This is a genomic window from Kribbella koreensis (genome assembly GCF_039525325.1).
GTDB lineage: Bacteria > Actinomycetota > Actinomycetes > Propionibacteriales > Kribbellaceae > Kribbella > Kribbella koreensis.
Map to the genome: position 1 here is coordinate 308,430 of NZ_BAAAHK010000007.1, position 18,025 is coordinate 326,454.

The 18,025-nt window shown below is 67.4% G+C and carries 21 protein-coding genes; 11 read left to right on the forward strand and 10 right to left on the reverse strand.

All coding sequences use genetic code 11. From position 1 onward, the window contains the following. The first annotated feature begins 75 nt into the window (after positions 1 to 75). A complete protein-coding gene (locus ABD116_RS15355) occupies positions 76 to 426 on the forward strand; it encodes a UBP-type zinc finger domain-containing protein (protein ID WP_343969430.1) in 351 nt (116 codons plus the stop codon). Between the two features lie 35 nt (positions 427 to 461). After that, positions 462 to 584 carry a ribosomal protein bL36 gene (locus ABD116_RS15360; RefSeq protein ID WP_343969433.1) on the forward strand — a complete coding sequence of 41 codons (123 nt, stop codon included), beginning with the start codon at positions 462 to 464 and terminating at the stop codon, positions 582 to 584. On the opposite strand, the gene ABD116_RS15365 is transcribed toward ABD116_RS15360, so the two are convergent. Further along, the gene (locus ABD116_RS15365; RefSeq protein WP_343969436.1) at positions 565 to 1,182 is read right to left on the reverse strand and encodes an alpha/beta hydrolase; all 618 of its coding nucleotides are present in this window, start codon (positions 1,180 to 1,182) and stop codon (positions 565 to 567) included. The two genes, ABD116_RS15360 and ABD116_RS15365, sit on opposite strands and share 20 nt — an antisense overlap. Next, a complete protein-coding gene (locus ABD116_RS15370; RefSeq protein WP_343969439.1) occupies positions 1,175 to 2,137 on the reverse strand; it encodes a ring-cleaving dioxygenase in 963 nt (320 codons plus the stop codon). Before ABD116_RS15370 ends, ABD116_RS15365 begins: the two co-directional genes overlap by 8 nt. Before the next feature lie 37 nt (positions 2,138 to 2,174). On the opposite strand from ABD116_RS15370, the gene ABD116_RS15375 reads away from it, so the two are divergent. Beyond that, positions 2,175 to 2,939, forward strand: coding sequence for a DUF427 domain-containing protein (locus ABD116_RS15375; RefSeq protein WP_343969442.1), 765 nt, complete (start codon positions 2,175 to 2,177; stop codon positions 2,937 to 2,939). Here the strand turns inward: ABD116_RS15375 and ABD116_RS15380 are convergent. After that, a complete protein-coding gene (locus tag ABD116_RS15380) occupies positions 2,936 to 3,448 on the reverse strand; it encodes a GNAT family N-acetyltransferase (protein WP_343969445.1) in 513 nt (170 codons plus the stop codon). The two genes, ABD116_RS15375 and ABD116_RS15380, sit on opposite strands and share 4 nt — an antisense overlap. Before the next feature lie 56 nt (positions 3,449 to 3,504). Between ABD116_RS15380 and ABD116_RS15385 the strand changes: the two genes are divergently transcribed. Next, the gene (locus ABD116_RS15385) at positions 3,505 to 3,996 is read left to right on the forward strand and encodes a winged helix-turn-helix transcriptional regulator (protein WP_343969448.1); all 492 of its coding nucleotides are present in this window, start codon (positions 3,505 to 3,507) and stop codon (positions 3,994 to 3,996) included. On the opposite strand, the gene ABD116_RS15390 is transcribed toward ABD116_RS15385, so the two are convergent. Together ABD116_RS15390 and ABD116_RS15395 are read right to left on the reverse strand one after the other, a co-directional pair. After that, positions 3,989 to 5,014, reverse strand: coding sequence for a LacI family DNA-binding transcriptional regulator (locus tag ABD116_RS15390; protein WP_343969451.1), 1,026 nt, complete (start codon positions 5,012 to 5,014; stop codon positions 3,989 to 3,991). The two genes, ABD116_RS15385 and ABD116_RS15390, sit on opposite strands and share 8 nt — an antisense overlap. After that, positions 5,011 to 7,380, reverse strand: coding sequence for a glycoside hydrolase family 3 N-terminal domain-containing protein (locus ABD116_RS15395; protein ID WP_343969454.1), 2,370 nt, complete (start codon positions 7,378 to 7,380; stop codon positions 5,011 to 5,013). Before ABD116_RS15395 ends, ABD116_RS15390 begins: the two co-directional genes overlap by 4 nt. A gap of 76 nt (positions 7,381 to 7,456) precedes the next feature. Between ABD116_RS15395 and ABD116_RS15400 the strand changes: the two genes are divergently transcribed. From ABD116_RS15400 to ABD116_RS15420, 5 genes are all read left to right on the forward strand, one after another. Further along, positions 7,457 to 8,809 carry an extracellular solute-binding protein gene (locus ABD116_RS15400; RefSeq protein WP_343969457.1) on the forward strand — a complete coding sequence of 451 codons (1,353 nt, stop codon included), beginning with the start codon at positions 7,457 to 7,459 and terminating at the stop codon, positions 8,807 to 8,809. Beyond that, positions 8,806 to 9,729, forward strand: a complete 924-nt coding sequence (locus ABD116_RS15405) for a carbohydrate ABC transporter permease (protein ID WP_343969460.1) — start codon at positions 8,806 to 8,808, stop codon at positions 9,727 to 9,729. The genes ABD116_RS15400 and ABD116_RS15405 overlap by 4 nt, the downstream gene beginning before the upstream one ends. A gap of 1 nt (position 9,730) precedes the next feature. Continuing rightward, positions 9,731 to 10,555 (forward strand): carbohydrate ABC transporter permease, encoded by an 825-nt coding sequence (locus ABD116_RS15410; protein WP_343969463.1) that lies wholly within the window; start codon positions 9,731 to 9,733, stop codon positions 10,553 to 10,555. Between the two features lie 229 nt (positions 10,556 to 10,784). Then, the gene (locus ABD116_RS15415) at positions 10,785 to 12,686 is read left to right on the forward strand and encodes a heparinase II/III domain-containing protein (RefSeq protein WP_343969466.1); all 1,902 of its coding nucleotides are present in this window, start codon (positions 10,785 to 10,787) and stop codon (positions 12,684 to 12,686) included. Between the two features lie 77 nt (positions 12,687 to 12,763). Beyond that, entirely contained in the window at positions 12,764 to 13,663 is a 900-nt protein-coding gene (locus tag ABD116_RS15420; RefSeq protein ID WP_343969469.1) for a hypothetical protein, read from the forward strand. Here ABD116_RS15420 and ABD116_RS15425 read toward each other — a convergent pair. Then, the gene (locus ABD116_RS15425; protein WP_343969472.1) at positions 13,649 to 13,825 is read right to left on the reverse strand and encodes a hypothetical protein; all 177 of its coding nucleotides are present in this window, start codon (positions 13,823 to 13,825) and stop codon (positions 13,649 to 13,651) included. The two genes, ABD116_RS15420 and ABD116_RS15425, sit on opposite strands and share 15 nt — an antisense overlap. Positions 13,826 to 13,879: 54 nt before the next feature. On the opposite strand from ABD116_RS15425, the gene ABD116_RS15430 reads away from it, so the two are divergent. Further along, positions 13,880 to 15,001 (forward strand): MalY/PatB family protein, encoded by a 1,122-nt coding sequence (locus ABD116_RS15430; RefSeq protein WP_343969475.1) that lies wholly within the window; start codon positions 13,880 to 13,882, stop codon positions 14,999 to 15,001. Between the two features lie 22 nt (positions 15,002 to 15,023). Beyond that, positions 15,024 to 15,728, forward strand: coding sequence for a GAF and ANTAR domain-containing protein (locus ABD116_RS15435; RefSeq protein WP_343969478.1), 705 nt, complete (start codon positions 15,024 to 15,026; stop codon positions 15,726 to 15,728). Here ABD116_RS15435 and ABD116_RS15440 read toward each other — a convergent pair whose 3' ends face one another. From ABD116_RS15440 to ABD116_RS15455, 4 genes are read right to left on the reverse strand one after another with little or no spacing between them, the layout of a single operon-like run. Further along, on the reverse strand, positions 15,729 to 16,067 hold the full coding sequence (locus tag ABD116_RS15440; protein WP_343969481.1) for a hypothetical protein: 339 nt from the start codon (positions 16,065 to 16,067) through the stop codon (positions 15,729 to 15,731). Next, the gene (locus ABD116_RS15445) at positions 16,054 to 16,347 is read right to left on the reverse strand and encodes a hypothetical protein (RefSeq protein WP_343969484.1); all 294 of its coding nucleotides are present in this window, start codon (positions 16,345 to 16,347) and stop codon (positions 16,054 to 16,056) included. The genes ABD116_RS15440 and ABD116_RS15445 overlap by 14 nt, the downstream gene beginning before the upstream one ends. 3 nt (positions 16,348 to 16,350) lie before the next feature. Then, positions 16,351 to 17,580: an NRAMP family divalent metal transporter gene (locus tag ABD116_RS15450; RefSeq protein WP_343969487.1), complete on the reverse strand. Its 1,230-nt coding sequence runs from the start codon at positions 17,578 to 17,580 to the stop codon at positions 16,351 to 16,353. Further along, complete coding sequence (locus tag ABD116_RS15455; RefSeq protein ID WP_343969490.1) at positions 17,577 to 18,017, reverse strand: hypothetical protein; 441 nt, start codon at positions 18,015 to 18,017, stop codon at positions 17,577 to 17,579. Before ABD116_RS15455 ends, ABD116_RS15450 begins: the two co-directional genes overlap by 4 nt. Positions 18,018 to 18,025: the final 8 nt, after the last annotated feature.

Here is an 18,025-nt window from a genome sequence, read left to right on the forward strand (position 1 = left end):
CTATTTGTCATTATCAAGCCGACGGCGGCTGTGCAAGGCTTGGTCCTGCGAGTCACCGACGGAAGGATATTCAGGATGACGAACGACGCCGGGATCCGGCCCGAGGTCGCGCCTTCGGGGCCGGGCTGTGTCGAGTGCACCGACGGCGGCGGCTGGTGGTTCCACCTGCGCCGCTGCGCCGAGTGCGGGCACATCGGCTGCTGCGACAGCTCGCCCGAACAGCACGCCAGCGCGCATGCCGCCGAGACGGGCCACCCGATCATCCAGTCCTTCGAGCCGGGCGAGGACTGGTTCTGGAACTACACCACCGAGGAGATCGTCGAGGGCCCCGAGCTCGCGCCCCCGGTGAACCACCCGGTCGACCAGCCGGCGCCCGGCCCGCAGGGCGCAGTACCGGCCGACTGGGTGCAGCACATCCACCAGTAGGGAATGTCCACCCCCTGATCCCTGTTGCGAAGATCATGAAGGTTCGAAGGTCTCTACGTTCGCTCAAGTCGAAACCCGGCGCCCAGGTGGTCAAGCGCGGTAAGAGGGTCTACGTCATCAACCGCAAGAGCCCCCACCTCAAGGCTCGCCAAGGCTGATCCACTCTTTGATCCCCGGCATCTGCCGGGGATCAATGGTGTGCCCACCCGCGAACCCCCGCACCTCGACGTCAGCGTCTTTCAGCCTGAGATTGCCGGCGAGAGTCTGGGTCTGTCCGGCCGTCGCCATCGGGTCGCGGTCGCCGTTGACGATCAGCACCCGCTTGCCCTTCAGACTGTGGTCCGACGGCCCGGTATCCGCGAAGGGCACCATCGCGCCCATCAGTACCGCGCCAGCGAGCGACTCCGGATGGCGAAGGAGCAGGGCAGAGGCCATGTTGGCGCCGTTGGAGAAGCCGACAGCAAGCCAGGACCCCGCCGGTACGCCGTACGTCCCCTCCGACTCGGTCAGAAACTCGGCCAGCTCATCGGCCCGCGCCCGCAGGTCGTCCTCGTCGAAGACGCCCTCCTCGAAGCGCCGGAAGAAGCGCGGCATCCCGTGCTCCAGCACGGTCCCTCGCGGCGACAGCACCGGCGACGACGGCGACAGCTGAGCCCGCAACGGCAACAGTTGCTCCTCGTTGCCCCCGGTGGAGTGCAGGAGCAGTAACGGCGGCGTACCGGCCCCCGGCAGCCAGACGTGCGGCCGGTCACTCATCGATCGGAGCGGCCGGCAGCCGGAGCGCCGGCAGCGAGTTCTGGATCTGCTCGCGATTCGGCTCGAGCCACGGCGGCAGCTTGAGGTGCTGCCCCAGCTCCAGCAGCGGCTCGTCCACGGTGAAGCCGGGCTGATCGGTGGCGATCTCCAGCAACACCCCGCCCGGCTCGCGGAAGTAGATCGACGTGAAGTACTGCCGATCGAGGATCTCCGTCACGTGGATCCCGGCCTCCAGCAACTGCAGCCGCCACTGCGCCTGCGTCTCCTGATCCGGCGCCCGGAACGCGATGTGATGCACAGTCCCAGCCGCCTGGAACCCGCGAGACTCCTTGCTGGGCAGGACATCCACGGCAGTCCCCTGCTGGCCGCCACCCATCACCAGCCGCGTGCGGTCCGACGTGTTGTGCCCGTACTCCATCCCGAGCATCCCGGCCAGCATCTGCTCGGTCGGCTCCAGCTCGGCCTCGGTCATCGTCACCGAGTACAACCCTCGAACAGCACTGTCAGCCGGTACGGCGGCAGCCCCGTCCCACCCCGACCGCGTATCGCCGTCCGACGCGACCAGCTCGATCACCAACCCATCGGGGTCGCGGAACCGGAGTACCTCCTCGTCGGACCGCGCGACCGGGTCGTCCGCATCGACGCCGAGTTCCTTGAGCCGCTTCTGCCACCAGCCGAGCGCCTCCGGCGGAATGCTGAACGCCGTCGCCGTCGTCATCCCCGTGCCCTGCTGACCGGATTCGGCGCCGGGCCAGGCGAAGAACGTGAGCAGCGTGGAGGGGTTGCCGGACTCGTCCCCGTAGTACAGGTGGTACCGGTCGGGGGCGTCGAAGTTGACGGTCTGCTTCACCAGCCGCAGGCCGAGCACCGACGTGTAGAAATCGACGTTGCGTTGCGGATCCTCCGCGATGGCGGTTACGTGGTGCAAACCATGCGGTGCGAGTGCGGCAGACATCAGCTCATTCCTCTCCGTCCCGGGTTAGCTTGACCATATGCCTGACTATCCCGCGTCGATCGCCGAAACGGACCACATCGAGCCGGTACCACGCCGGATCCGGGCAATGCTCGGCTCCCAGGTCGTACTGGACACCACCCGAGCCGTTTACCTCTGGGAATGGCCCAACTACCCGCAGTACTACATCCCGCTCGCCGACGTCGCTCCCGGTGTCCTCGTCGACGAGGACCACCCACAGAAACTGAAGCGCGGTACTGCGAGACGCCACGCCCTCCAGGTCGGCGACATCCACCGCCCCGCCGCCGCCCGCGTCTACGGCGACGACGCGATGAGCGGGCTGACCGGCATGGTCCGCTTCGAGTGGGCATCCCTGGACGCGTGGTTCGAGGAGGACGAGCAGGTCTTCGTCCACCCCCGCAACCCGTACACCCGGGTCGACTCCCTGCGCTCGACCCGCCACGTACAGGTCTCGCTCGACGGCCTGGTGCTGGCCGACTCGTCGTCGACCGTGATGGTCTTCGAGACCGGCCTTCCGACCCGGTACTACTTCAATCGCACCGAGGTCGACTTCACCCACCTGGAATGGTCCGACACCGAAACCGCCTGCCCGTACAAAGGCAGGACCACCGGCTACTGGTCCGTCCGCTCCGGCGAGACCCTCCACCAGGACCTCGCCTGGACCTACGACTTCCCCACCCTCGCCCTGCAACCCATCGCCGGCCTGATCGCCTTCTACAACGAGAAGGTCGACCTCGCGATCGACGGCGTCCCGATCGAGCGCGTCGTCACGCACTTCTCCTAGTTCACGGCGGCGAAGAAGTCCGCAGCGGGGATGGTGAAGTTGAGCAAAGCGCCCTCCCGGTGGGTGGCCGCGGTCGGCCAGCGGCGGCGGACCATCCTCAGGACCCTGTCGTTCATGGCGCTGACCATGACGACGAACTGAGCCGCGCCTGAGGTGATGGCGTCGTGGGCGGCTTCGGTCAGCATCCGTACGCCGAGGCCGCGCCGCTGCTCCGGTTCCGCGACGATCAAGGCCAGCTCGGCCGTCGGGACGGTGGTGCCGTTGACCCACGCCCACATCGCGTGGCCGACCACCTCGCGGTCGCGCTCAGCGACCCAGGCCGCGCCGTTCGGGCAGACCAGTTGCTGCACCAGCGCCGGCCGCGGCGGCTTGCCGATCGCCGTCTGGAATCGCATGTACAGGCTGAAATCGGGCATGCCGTCGAGCATCCCCGACAGCGACTCCACGTCGGCGTCGCCGGCTCGCCGGAGTACGAGCTGATCCGCCTCGACCACCTGAGTCTGATTCACGGATTCAGCTTCCATCGGGTTGGCTGAGTCTGTCAAGTAGACGTAGCCTGGGTTTCATGAGCACTCAGGCGGCGGTACCGGAGGCCATGCACTGGTCGACCGAGAACTGCACGATCTCCCGCACGATGGAGATCCTCGGCGAGAAGTGGACGTTCCACGTCCTGCGGGAGGTGTTCGTCGGGGTCCGCCGGTTCGAGGACATCCGCGCCCGCGCCAACATCCCCCGCCAGGTCCTCACCGACCGGCTGACCGCCCTGATCGACCGCGGCCTGCTCCGCCGCGAGGCCTACCGCATCCCCGGCCAGCGCGAACGCTACGAATACCGCCTCACCCAGGCAGGCCTCGACCTCTACCCGGTGATGGTCGCCCTGGTCCAGTGGGGCGACCAGTACCTCCCCATGGAGGCCGGCCCACCCCTGCTCCCCGAACACCGCGGCTGCGGCGAAAAGGTGGAGGTAGTCCTCCGCTGCGAGGGCGGCCACACGCCAACTCCTCGCGAGGTCGCCTTCCGCCCAGGACCGGGCGCGACCCCACGAGAGGTCAGCTAACAGGAACGCGAGCCAACTCAGCAGTTGAGTCTCGGACGATCAAACGGGTCGCCAGCTCCACGTGGTGGGAATCCACCTTCTCGCCGGCGGCCAACTGCAGCGCAGTACGAAGCGCGACCGCGCCCATCTCGCGCAGCGGCTGCCGGATGGTCGTCAACTGCGGGGACGCGAGCCGCGCCACCTGTGTGTCATCGAACCCGATCACACTGAGGTCTTCAGGTACCCGCAGCCCACGAGCCCGAGCCGCCTCCATCACACCCAGCGCGGTCTCGTCGCTCCCGGCGAAGATCGCCGTCGGCGGCTCCGGCAGATCGAGCAGATCGGCCCCACCCGCCAGCCCGTCCTCGTACAGGAACTCGCGAAGCCACACATAGTCCTTCGGCACCGGGACCCCCGCCGCCTCCATCGCGCCCCGGAACCCGTTCAGCCGCGCCTGGTTGCAGCCCGAACTGGGCGGCCCACCCAGATAGGCGATCCGCCGATGCCCCAGCGACAACAGATGCTGCGTCGCCGCCATCCCACCCGCGAAGTTCGTCGAGCCCACACTCGTCACATCAGGCTGCGCGATGCTGATCGGATCGACGACCACCAACGGCAGCCGAGCCCGCGACAACGCCGCCAGGTCCGCGTCGGTCAGCTCGCAGGTGATCCCGATCGCCGCCCGCCGCCCGGTCGCCGTCAACTCCCGGATCCAGGGAGCCGCCCGCCCGCTACTCCGGTTCGCGTGCGGATGCGACCCCACGACGACGTCCACATCGGCCGCCTGGCCGGCCTCGACGACCCCCTGGATCACCTCGACCGAGTAGCTGTTGAGAAACCCCTGGTAGAACAACTCGACGGTGATCCGCTCGACCTGCTCCGGCCGGCGCCCGATGTACTCGTGCTCGCGGAGCAGCTCCTGCACCCGGGCACGCGTCGACTCGGACACATCGCTGCGCCCGTTGAGCACCTTGGAGACCGTCGCGACCGACACTCCAGCAGTGGCGGCGACGGTGGCCAGCGTGACCCGACCGCTCAAGCGTTCCTCCTCACCACAACAGGGGTGACCATCGTACGATCGTGGCCCACCACGCGCGTCTCACCAACGACCCGCACGGCAGCGCGGCACGGCAGATCGGCCGACGAGGTCCCCACCAGTACTTCGAGCTCGCCCGCCTCGACGATGCGGCGCAGATCTGCCCCACTGTAAGCCGTCCGGTCCGCGTCCACCTCGAACGCCACCTCCACCACCTCGCCCGGATCCAGCGACACCCGCGCGAACCCGGTCAGCAACTTCAACGGCCGAGCCACCTGCGCCACCACGTCATGCAAGTAGAGCTGCACCACTTCATCACCCCGCCGCGCGCCTGTGTTGCGCACCTTCACCGTCGCGACAAACGAGCCGTCCGTGGCGATCTCTTCCGCGCTGAGCTCCAACCCGGAGACCTCGAAGGTCGTGTACGACGAGCCGTACCCGAACGGATACAGCGGCACAGCCTCCAGCCCGCTGATGCCCGCGCTCTCCACACTCCCGAGCGCCGGCTGCAAGTACGTGCCCGGCTGTCCGCCCACATGCCGCGGAATCTGCACCGGCAACTTCCCGCCAGGCACCACCCGCCCGCTCAGCACCCCGGCGATCGCGGCCCCACCTTCCTGCCCAGGAAAGAACGCCTGCACCAACCCAGCAGCTCGCCCTGCGATCTCACCCAACGCGTAAGGCCGTCCAGACACGACCACCACGACTACCGGCGTACCGGTCTCGAGCAAGGCATCGACCAGCTCAGCCTGTACGCCGGGCAGCCGCAGATCCTCCGCATCGCACCCTTCACCAGACGATCCCTGCCCGAAGAGCCCGGACAGGTCCCCGACACAAGCGATCACCACGTCCGCCTCGCGCGCAGCCTCGACCGCCGCCGCGAACCCGGACCGATCGTCCCCGAGCACAGCGCTCCCCTGCTCGTAGACGCATCCGGTGATCTCGTTGCTCAAGGCATCGAAAAGCGTCGGCACCGAGATCCCCATCCCGCGCTCCGGATAGCGCGGCAACACGTGATTCGGGAACGCGTAACACCCCATGAACGTCCGCGGATCACCCGCGCACGGTCCGACCACCGCGACCCGCCGCGGCGCAAGGCGATCCAGCGGCAGCGCCGTACCTGCGTCGAGCAGAACCACCGACCGCTCGGCGATCTCCAACGCCAGCGCGCGATTCTCGGCCGAGTCGAAATCACAAGAACCAACCGAGCCCTCCGGTGTCCACGAAGGATCGAGCAGTCCCAACTGCACCTTCTGCAGCAGGACTCGACGAGCAGCCCGATCGATCAGCTCCTCCGAGAGCTCCCCCGATTCAACGCGCTCGATCAGCCCCGCGCCGAACCCGATCGTGTCCGGCAACTCGACATCGGTGCCCGCGGCAAGCGCCAGCGCCCCGGCGTCCTCAGGCGTCGCCGCCACCCGATGCATGCTGGCCAGGAACGGCACGGCCCAGTAGTCCGACACCACGGTCCCCGCGAAACCCCACTCGTCGCGCAACACCTGCGTGAACAGCCACGAGTCGGCTCCAGCCGGCAGGCCGTCCAGATCGGCGTACGAGGTCATCACCGAGCCGGCCTCGGCCGAGGCGAGCGCCATTTCGAAGGTCGGGAGGATGACGTCGAGCAGCTCCCGCCGCCCGATCGACACCGGCCCATGGTTGCGCCCGGCCCGCGAGGCGGAGTACCCGGCGAAGTGTTTCAGGGTCGCGATCACCCCGGAGCTCTGCAGCCCGCGCACATACGCCGATCCCAACATCCCTACCAGATAAGGGTCTTCGCCCAACGTCTCCTCGACCCGGCCCCACCGATAGTCGCGCACGACATCGAGCACCGGCGACAACCCTTGATGCACACCGGCCGCGGCCATGTCCCGCCCGATCGCCGCCGCCATCCGCTCCACCAGCGCGGGATCGAACGTCGCACCCCAAGCCAGCGCCGTCGGATAAACGGTCGCCCCATAGGTCGTGAACCCGGTCAAACACTCCTCATGCACCAACGCCGGTACGCCGAGCCGCGACCGGTCGAGCACCACGCGATGCTGGCGAAGCAGCTCCGCCTTGCCCTCGTAGACGGAGAGCGGAACGCTGCCCCAGACCCGGGTGAGGTGACCGAGGCCGTGCCGGCTCGCCTCCGCCAGCGGGACGGATCCGCCCGCGGTGAAGACGTCCTGCATCGGCGCGACGTTGAGCTGCTCTTCGGCCGGCTTCTCGGTCTCCGCCATGTCGTTGCCGACCCAGCGACTGCCGAGCTGACCGACCTTCTCCGCCAGCGTCATCGCCTGCAGCAACAACTCGGCCCGCTTCTCAGCCGGAAGACTGAGATCGCGCCACTCTCGGTTTTCGAAATGTTTCGACACTGCAGACCCGTTCATAACGCTTAATCTCACCCACAAATGCAGCGTATTCAAGGTCTTGACAGCAATACTCCCGAAATCTACGTTACGAAACATGACGACCTCACGGCGCAACTTCCTTCGCCTGACCGCCGGCAGCGCCGCGATAGCGGCCGGACTCTCGGCGTGCGGCACCTCCGGCCCCAAGAGCTCTGGCAGCTCCTCCGAAGCGGGCGCGACCGGTTCCGGCGCGACCTACTGGTTCCTCACCGGTCAGCCCCAGCAGGCGATCCGCGAGGCGCAGGTCAAACGGTTCAACGACGCGAACCCGGACACCAAGATCAAGACCACCGAGTTCCAGAACGACGCGTTCAAGCAGAAGATCAAGACCGCCATCGGGGCCGGCCAGGGCCCGACGCTGATCTGGGGCTGGGGCGGCGGCGGTTTGAAGGCGTATGTCGAAGCGGGCCAGGTCGAGGACCTGACCGACTGGCTCAACAAGGACCAGGCCGCGCTGAAGGAGTCGATCTTCCCGTCCGCCTTCACCGCGGCGACCGTCAACGGCAAGATCTACGCGGTACCTGGTGAGACCGTGACGCCGATCGTGCTGTTCTACGACAAGCGCGCCTTCGAGCGGATCGGCGCCGAGCCGCCGAAGTCGTGGCAGGACATCATGGCGCTGGTGCCCAAGTTCAACGAGAAGGGCATCGCGCCGTTCTCGCTCGGCGGGCAGTCGCGCTGGACCAACATGATGTGGCTGGAGTTCCTGTTCGACCGGATCGGCGGCGCCGAGGTCTTCCAGAACATCTTCGACGGCAAGGCCGACGGCTGGTCCGACCCGTCCGCGCTGAAGGCGCTGGAGGAGATGCAGAACCTGATCAAGGCGAACGGCTTCATCAAGGGCTTCTCGTCCATCACCGCCGACTCCAACGCCGACCAGGCCCTGCTCTACACCGGCAAGGCCGCGATGATGCTGCACGGCGCCTGGACCTACGGCGGCATGAAGGCCTCCGGCAAGGACTTCGTCACCGGCGGCCACCTCGGCTACATGAACTTCCCGCCGTACGAGGGTGGCAAGGGCGACCCGAGCGACACCGTCGGCAACCCGGGTCAGTACATGTCGATCTCGTCCAAGGCGAGCCAGGCCGACAAGGACATCGCGAAGAAGTTCATCGCCAACAACACCCTCGACGACGCCACCGTCGACGCCTGGGTGAAGTCCGGCAGCATCCCGGTCGTGAAGAGCGCGAAGGACAAGCTCTCCTCGATCACGGACAAGAACGACTCCGAGTGGCTCAACTTCGTCTACGACACCGCGGCGAACGCGAAGAACTTCGCCCAGTCCTGGGACCAGGCGCTCAGCCCGGCCGCGGCCGAGACGCTGCTCGACAACATCGCCAAGCTCTTCCAGCTGTCGATCTCGCCGCAGCAGTTCGCGGACAGCATGAACGGGGTGATCGGCAAGTGACGGCTGCCGCTCCGACCGACGCCTTGGTCGCCGGGCGGACGACCTCGCAGGCCGGCCGGAGCGGTTCGGTCGCGTGGATGGCCCTCCCCGCCCTCGCGATCTTCACGGTGTTCGGGGTCGTCCCACTGATCGGGGTGCTGCTGCTCAGCTTCGCCCAGTGGGACGGCCTCGGCGCCATCCATACCGCCGGGATCTCCAACTGGCGTTCGGTTCTGAGCGATCCGGCGCTACCGCACTCGCTGTTCGTGACGTTCGAGATCATGATCTTGTCCTGGGCGGTGCAGACGCCGATGAGCCTGTTGCTCGGCGTCTTCCTGGCCGGCCGCCAGCGCTACCGCGCCCTGCTCGCGGTCCTGTACTTCGTCCCGCTACTGCTCAGCTCGGCCGCGATCGCCATCACCTACAAGGCGTTGCTCGACCCGAACTTCGGCCTCGGCGCCGGCCTGCACCTCGACTTCCTCGCCCAGGACTGGCTGGGCAAGTCCAACCTCGCGATCGGCGTGGTGATCTTCGTCGTCTCCTGGCAGTTCATCCCGTTCCACTCGCTGATCTACCAAGGCGGCGTCCGGCAGATCCCGACCACCATGTACGAGGCCGCCTCGATCGACGGCGCGGGCCGGGTCCGGCAGTTCTTCTCCATCACGCTGCCCCAGCTCAAGTACACGATCATCACCTCGTCGACGCTGATGGTGGTCGGTTCGCTGACCTTCTTCGACCTGATCTTCGTGCTCACCGCGGGCGGCCCTGGTGATGCCACCCGGGTGCTCGCGCTGGACATGTACAAGCGCGGCTTCCAGGCGAACCTGATGGGGCCGGCCAGCGTGATCGCGGTGCTGCTCGTGCTGATCGGCCTCGCGCTCGCCCTGCTGCTGCGCAGACTCGGCGGCAGCACGACGGCCAGCCAGCAGGAAGGGGCGTGAGATGCGGTTGATCCGACGGAACTGGCTCGGCGGCGCTGCGGGCTGGCTGTGGCTGGTGATCGTGCTGATCCCGCTGTACTGGATCGTCGTCACCAGCTTCAAGGACCAGGCCGGCTTCTTCACCCAGAACCCGTTCGCGCTGCCGGCCGACCCGACCACCGAGAACTACAAGCTGGTGATCGAGTCCGACTTCCCGCGGTACTTCGTGAACAGCGTGATCGTCACGGCCGGCACGATCCTGCCCGCGGTCGCGATCGCCTTCATGGCGGCGTACGCGATCGTCCGGGGCGCCGGCAGCCGTTTCCTGGCCGGTGTCAACGGGCTGTTCCTGATGGGCCTGGCGATCCCGCTGCAGGCGACGATCATCCCGGTCTACCTGCTGATCATCAAGATGCATCTGTACGACAGCCTGCTGGCGATCATCCTGCCGTCGATCGCGTTCTCGATCCCGCTGTCGGTCCTGGTGCTTACGAACTTCATCCGCGACGTACCCAAGGAGCTGTTCGAGTCGATGCGGGTCGACGGCGCGACCGAGTGGGGCATGCTCCGCACCCTCGCGCTGCCGCTGACCCGGCCCGCGCTCGTGACGGTCAGCATCTACAACGGCCTCGGCGTCTGGAACGGCTTCCTGCTGCCGCTGATCCTGACCCAGAGCCCGGAGAAGCGCACCCTTCCACTCGCCCTGTGGACCTTCCAGGGCCAGTACTCCGTGAACGTCCCGGCCGTCCTCGCCTCGGTCGTCCTGACCACTCTGCCGATCGTCATCCTGTACGCCCTCGGCCGCCGCCAGCTGCTCAGCGGCCTGACCGCCGGCTTCAGCAGGTAATTGCATCAGGCACCGATCCAAAAGAACCGCCACCCGATCCGGGTGGCGGTTCTTTTTTGTTTCGTGACCGATCGGAGCCAACATTTTCACCCCTGCCGGACATCTATAGGGGTAGAGCCACCCGTCATCGGCTCGAAACCACAGCAGACCTTTCCGGGGCAACGCCCGCCCTCAATACCGGTCTAGACCTGAATTGTCAAGGCCCGAGAGCGCGATAAGTGAGGACGACATGTTGCCCGGACGGCAGCTCCATCTGCGACCCCTGCTTCGGCGGCAGTGGCTGCCGTTCCTGACGGCAGGGATCGTCGTGCTGGTGATCGCGCTGATGACGGTGATCATCTCGCCGCAGCGGTCCTTCACGCCGCGCGACGACGTGAAGGTCGGCACGAAGGCGATCCCGACCGCGACCCGGATCAGCACCCCGCCGAAGCCCGGCCAGGTGGCGCGGCCGCCTGCCGACAAGTACACCTGCCCGGGATTCAGCGGAGTCGAGACTCCCAACCCGTTGTCCGGGCTCTACCAGGACAAGTTCAAGTGGAGCGTCTATCCGGCGTACCAGGTGGGCAACGGCAAGGGCGACATCAACTGGCGTTCCAACCCGTACAACCAGCCCAGTTGGTACATGTGGCTGCACTCGCTGCGCTGGCTCGGCCAGGGCATCAAGGCCGCAGGCAAGGGTGACAAGGCGGCGATGGCGCGGGTGACGACGATCATCCACGACTGGGTGAACGACAACCCGTACGACTGGAAGGTCGATGTCGGCGCGCACGAGGCGACGATGCACCGCACCAACGTGCTGATCTGCACCCGGCAGGCCATCCTGTCCGGGCTCAAGGTGAAGACCTTGCCGGCGAGCTACGCCTGGCTGGACAAGGCTCTGCTGGACCACGCCCGGTTCATGGAGATCAACTTCGGCGGACCGGGTAACCACGGCACCGACGAGAGCATCGCGATGTTCGGGATCGGCTGCACGCTCAACCGCGAACCGTTGAAGGAGCTGGCCCAGCGCCGGCTGGCCCGGGCGATCACCGAGGCGATCGACGAGCAGGGGTCGACCAACGAGCAGTCAACGGGGTACGCGCAGTTCAACTACTCGCTCTGGGGACGGGCGGCGAAGGCCCTGAAAGAATGCGGCGCCGACCCGGGGTCCAACATCAACACGCGTCGCGCGGCGCTCGCGAGGTGGCTCGTGATGGCCACCGACTCGCTCGGCAAGCTCCACCAGCTCGGTGACTCCGAGGTGATCGACGCGCTGAAGATGCCCGGTCACCGGCCGGCCGAGCGGGTCGGGATCTACGACGCCGGCTACATCTTCGGGCACACCGGGTGGGGCGAGAAGCGGCCGCTCGCGCTCGAATCGACCTACAGCCTGAGGTTCGGGCCGGCGCCGACGTTGCACGGGCACGACGACCACATGTCGCTGACCTATACCTCGCACGGGCGGCAGATCCTGATCGACGGCGGGCACTCCGGGTACCAGCGGGACAAGTGGCGCGACTGGGTGCACAGCCAGGCCGCGCACAACGTGCTGACCAGCCCCGACATGGAAGGCCACCGGGTCGAGACCAAGCTCGTCCGGTCGGCGATCCAGCCGGCGTCGGAGTTCTACGAGCTCGCCGACGAGCCTGCGCCGGGGATGACGCGCAACCGCACGGTCCTGGTGCTCAAGGACCCCGACGTGATCGTCACGCTGGACCGCGCGACCGCCGGGAACGACCAATCCTTCAAGACCCTGTGGCACCTGGCCGAAGGGCAGCAGGTCAAGGTCACTTCGCCGACCACCGCGGTCGCCCAGAAGCCGGGCGACAAGGTCAAGACCGTCCTGCTGCAGATCCCTTATAACGTTGACCTTCCGGGCGACGCGATCACCGTCGAGCAGGGCGAGGACGACCCGGTCCAGGGCTGGCACTTCCCGAAGGCGACGCAGAAGCTGCCCGCTCCGGCGGTCGCCTTCCACCGCGACGGCCGGTCGGCGACGATCCTGTCGCTGATCGTCCCGGCCGGCTCGAAGGAGCAGGTCAGCTACACGACCCGCACGACGGGGTCGACGTACCTGATCGATCTGACCGTCGGCACGCTGCACACGACGATCGCAGTACAGGCCGACGGAACGTTGAGCCGGTTGAAGTGAACTTCCGGGGCGCGAGCGGCTTCTAATGTGACGAGGGCCACACGGGAGCTCTCGTGGAACCTGGGAGGGGATCCATCATGCGCACCAAGACCATCAGCCTGGCGGGGGCCGCAGTACTGACCTTCGCGCTCTGCTCCACCGTCACACCTGCCGACGCCGCCGCCACTTGCTCACTCAACCTCGGTTCGGTCACCACGGCCGGAGCCCAGACCGCCCGCACGATCACCGCCTCGACGCCCGTCTCCGTCGGCGCGGTGACCACCACGTCCGGTGTGTATCAGCCGGGCGCTGTCCAGCACATCAGCACCTTCCGGAACATCCCGACTGGGACCGGGGCCGCTAGGTCCGGTATGACGGTGCACGGAAACGCCTTGTACTCAACGGCGTACTCCACGCTCGCCAATGGTCAGGTCGACCCGGCGCATCCGGTGGCGGAGAGCCGGATCGGGGGCGGCTGGTCCGGGTTCCGCTGGATCGACGAATCGATCCACAACCCGGTGGACCCGCTCGAGCCCAGGCGGACCACGCTCTACGCCCAGGACACGAGCGGCTTCCTCAAGCGCTGGACACTGGACGAGACCGGCTGGCACGGTACCGGCGGCATCGGCGGTCTCAGCGCGGCCAAGTCGATGACGCTGATCGCCCGCGAGTTCAGCTACGACGTCTTCCTGCTCAACAACCGGGCGGGCCGGCTGATGACGGTGATGGTCTTCGGCACCTACCCGATGTCGACGTACGGCACCACCTTGCGCACCTCGACCTGGCAGGTCTTCGAGCAGTTGATCGCCGCACCGTGCGGGACCGGCACACTGATCCTCGGCATCGACCGCGACACCCGGTCGGCCACCCTCTACTCGATGGCCCACGTCAACGGCACCGCCACGGTGATCAGGAGCCTCGGCAAGGTCCCCGGCTCCTTCACCGACCCGCACTACTTCCGCTACACCCCGAGGAACGACACCCTACGAGGACAGTAGATCCTCGTCGGGCGTCGGCTGCGGGATCGACAGCGGACTGTCGTCGCCGGGACGGATGCCGATATCCGGGTTCTCCGTCCCGGGGTCGACCAGGTCCGGATTCTCGTTCGGGTCACTCCCCGGACCGACGGGGGTGATGGGCGGGATGGGGTCCGTGCTCATCGCAGTACCTCCTGATTGCAGTTGGTTGCCCCGGTACCCGCATACCGTCGGTACATGCCACAGGTACCGGGACTGGAAGAGTTGCAGCGGCGGCGGAGTGAGAAGTGGTTCGGGCACGGGGACGGGGTGATCGCGGCGACGGTCGCGGAGATGGACTTCGAGCTGGCCGAGCCGATCACCTCCGTACTGCTGGACGCGATCGCCCGCCACGACCTCGGCTACACCTCCGGAGCGCCGTCCTCACTCGGTACTGCGTTCGCCGGGTTCGCCCAGCGGCGACTGGACTGGACGGTCGACCCCGACCGGCTGACGCTTGTACCGGACGTGATGGTCGGCATCATCGAGCTCTGCCGGCTGATCGCTCCGGGCGGGTCGATCGGATTCGCCACCGCGACCTATCCGCCGTTCTTCCAGCAGCTCCCGGCGGCCGGCTTCTCGCTGGTCTCGATCCCGCTGCTCGCGGACGGCTCGTTCGACCTCGAAGCGCTCTCCACGCGGCTGCAAGACGGGTTGGACGTGCTGATCCTGCCGAACCCGCACAACCCCACCGGCCGGGTTCTCCCACGGTCGGAGCTCGCTCAGATCGCCGAGCTCTGCGCGCGGTACGGCGCCTGGGTGCTCGCCGACGAGATCCACGCTCCGCTGGTCCTGCCGGGCGCGAAACACCAACCCTGGCTCGAGGTCTCCGACGCGGCCCGGTCCTGCGGCATCTCGTTGACCTCGGCGTCGAAGGCCTTCAATCTGGCCGGCCTCAAGACCGCGTTCCTGGTGACCGCGTCGGACCGCGCGCAGGATCTCGTGGAGCGCCTCCCGTTCACCAACGACCAGGTCGGCATCCTCGGCGTACTCGCCGCCGAGGCCGCCTTCACCGACGGCGACGAGTGGCTCGACGACGTACTGCGCCAACTCGATCGCAACCGCGCGTTGATCAGCGACCGCCTCCCGGCAGGGATCACCTGGACGCCGCCCCAGGCCACTTATGTCGCCTGGCTCGACTGCGCCGGCGCCGGCCTCGGCGACGACCCGGCCGGCTTCTTCCTCGAGCACTCCAAGGTCGCCCTCAGCCCGGGGCGCAGCTACGACCCGGCCGCGACCAGCTTCGTCCGGCTGAACTTCGGGACCGGCGAGGAGCTGCTGACCGAGATGCTCAACCGCATGTCCGGCGCCATTCACTGAGGCTGTTGGCATAATTTTCGGCATGGAGTACTCCCCGGACGACGGAGCACGCGCGGCGGCGGACATGTTCGCTCGGCTCGCCGTCGAGTTGCATGATGCGCCTGGTGTCGAGGAGACGGTCGACGCCGTCGTCGAGTTCGCCCTGCAGGCGCTGAACCTCAGCCATGCCGGGGTGGTACTTGCAGGCCGGGGCGCTCCAGAGGTCGCCGCGGTCACCGATTCGATGGTCGCGGAGGTCTACAGCCTTCAGATAGACAGTGAGACCGGCCCGCTGATCAGCACCTTGCGGAACGGCACGCCGGTCATGATCCGCGACACCCATACCGACGACCGCTGGCCGAAATGGGCTGAGAAGGTCGCCAAGCTGGGGGTCCGCAGCGTGCTCGACGTCCCGCTGTCCACCGGCGACTCGACCCGCGCGACCGTCGGCGTACTAGGCCTGTACTCCGCTCAGCCCGACGCCTTCACCGCCGACGACGAGGCGATCGCGCACATCCTCGCCCGGCACGCCTCCGTCGCCGTCGCCTCGGCCCGCCACGAGGAAACGATGGCGCAGGCCGTCGACGCCCGGAAACTGGTCGGCCAGGCCATGGGCATCCTGATGGAACGCTTCGACGTCGACGGCGACCGCGCCTTCGCCATCCTCAAGCGCTACTCCCAAGACACCAACACCAAACTCCGCGACGTCGCCCAGCAACTCATCGACACCCGCAAGCTCCCGCACTGACTAGTACCGGGCCTCGAGCCGTGCCAGCTCGGCGCGGCCGTTCGCGCACTCGACCGACTCATCGGTGATCCGCGCGACGTCTTCCCACGGCAGGTACCAGACCTCGCCCAGCCTGCTGTGCACGATCGCCCGCAGCAACGCCGGTCCGACGTGCCGCTCGTATCCGAACAGCTGCGTGACCCGCCGCTCGACGACGATCAGGCCGTCCACCCTCAGCGCGGCCTGACTACCACCCGCGGGAAGCGGCCCGTCCTGAACCAGCCGGACATCGGCTACCCCACCGATCCGCTCGCCATGGCGGTCGACCACGCTCCGGCCGAGTAATTCATTCAGGCGCATCGCCGGCTCCAGGGATCTTGTCGATGACATGGCGCTCGACCCAGTCGTCGCCACGCGTGAGGTCCAACTCGCCGCGCACGATCCTGACCGCGGTACCGACCTCCATCACCTCGACCGCGGGAATCCGCACCCGCCCCGAGATCAACGCCGACACGACCGGCGGGCCGGCCTCGAGATCCAGCTCGACATCGTCGACCTTGCCCAGCAACTCCCCGGTCGCCTGGTCGATCAGCTGCCGATCCAGTAGGTGCAACTGCGCATGCAACACCTTGCCCGCCATGGGTCACCGCCCCGCTTTCGTGACGATCATCAGCGGAATCGCCGCGATCGATGCCACCAGCAACAAGCCGAGATAGATCAGCCCGAGGAAGTTCCGCACCCGGCCGTTGACCTCGTCGCGCATGTAGTCGGGATCGTTGGCGATGATCAGGATCGGCAGATAGGTCAGCGGCAGCGCCATCGCCGCGAACACCACGGAGTACTCCGTGACGAGGACCGGATCCACCATCGTCATCAGGGTCAGGATCGCCAGCAGCAAGCAGATGATCATCACCAGATGGAAACGCGACGCCTGCCGGGGCCGGACGAACTTGCCCCACTGCCAGCCGAAGTACTGCGCGATCGTGTATCCACACGACAGCGACGTCTCCAGCGCTGCCCCGAAGGTCGCCGCGAACACCCCGATCAGCACGATCGCCAGCCCGAGCTTGCCGAAGGCAACGGCCACCGGCAGGGTCACCTGGCCGAGCGTCTCCACGTGGATCCCGACCGGCAGATACAGCACCGCCGCGCACCCGGCGATCGCCAGCGACAGCAGCCCGCCGAGCGGGAAGCCGATGAAGACGTTCGACCGCTCGGTGGCCAGATCGCGCTTGGTCCATTTCTCCTCCACGCCACCGGAGGAGAAGAAGAACACCTCGTACGGCGTCATCGCCGCGCCGAACAGTGCGATCGCGTAGTACGCGTAGGTCGCCCAGGTCTCGTGGCCGATCGGGTGCGGATTCGTCGCCTGGTGTACCAGCTGACCCCAGTCCGGGCCGAGCTTCCAGAGCGCGACGGCGAAGATGATCAGCAGCAGCCCCATCAGCCCGAACACCGTCTCCAGCTTGGAGAACTTCACCCGCCAGATGACCAGCCAGACCGCGAACGCGGCGAGCGGCACCCAGAGCAGGTAGTTGACCCCGCTCGCCAGCTCGAAGGCCAGCGCGACGCCGCCGATCTCCGCGATCAGGGTCAGCAGGGTGACAAGGAACGACGCGACGAGCGTGACCAGCCCGGTACGCCGGCCGAGCCGTTCCCGGATCAGGTCGAACACCGGACGGCCGGACACCGCGACGACCCGGCCGGACATGTCGGCGTACAGGCAGATGCCGATCACGCCGAGGACCACGACCCAGCTGAGCCGCATCCCGAACCGCGCCCCGACCAGCGCGTTGGTGACCAGGTCACCGATGTCGACGAAGCCGCCGATCGCGGTCAGGATGCCGAGCGTGACGGCGAAGACCTTCTTCACTTCGCCGTCTCCCCCAGCTTGCGCAACCCCTCGGTGGTGCCGGCCAGCTCCTTCACCAGCTCGGCCACGCCGTCGACATCACCGTTGTCGAGTGCGATCCGCAGATCGGTGACGTTGCCCGCGGCATCGTCCAGCGTCTTGGACACCTCGTCATAGGTCTTGCGGGAGGCCCGGGTCGTGGGCTGCTGCTGGTCGAAAGTGCTGCTGGCCTTTCCCAGCGCCTCCTCGGCCTCGCTGACCAACTGGCCGGCCGGTTGCGACCAGAGCTTGTGATCGAGGAACGACTGACCGGCCAGTTCCGCGGTACCGGCCGCCGACGCCGCCTCGCGGGCCGCCCGGGCGCCTTCCGAGCGCAGCTGCCGGTCCGGGTCGCCACAACCGAGCGCGAACGCGATGACCAGGCAACCAATCCCGAACCACCCGATGACTCGCCGCATGCGCAATC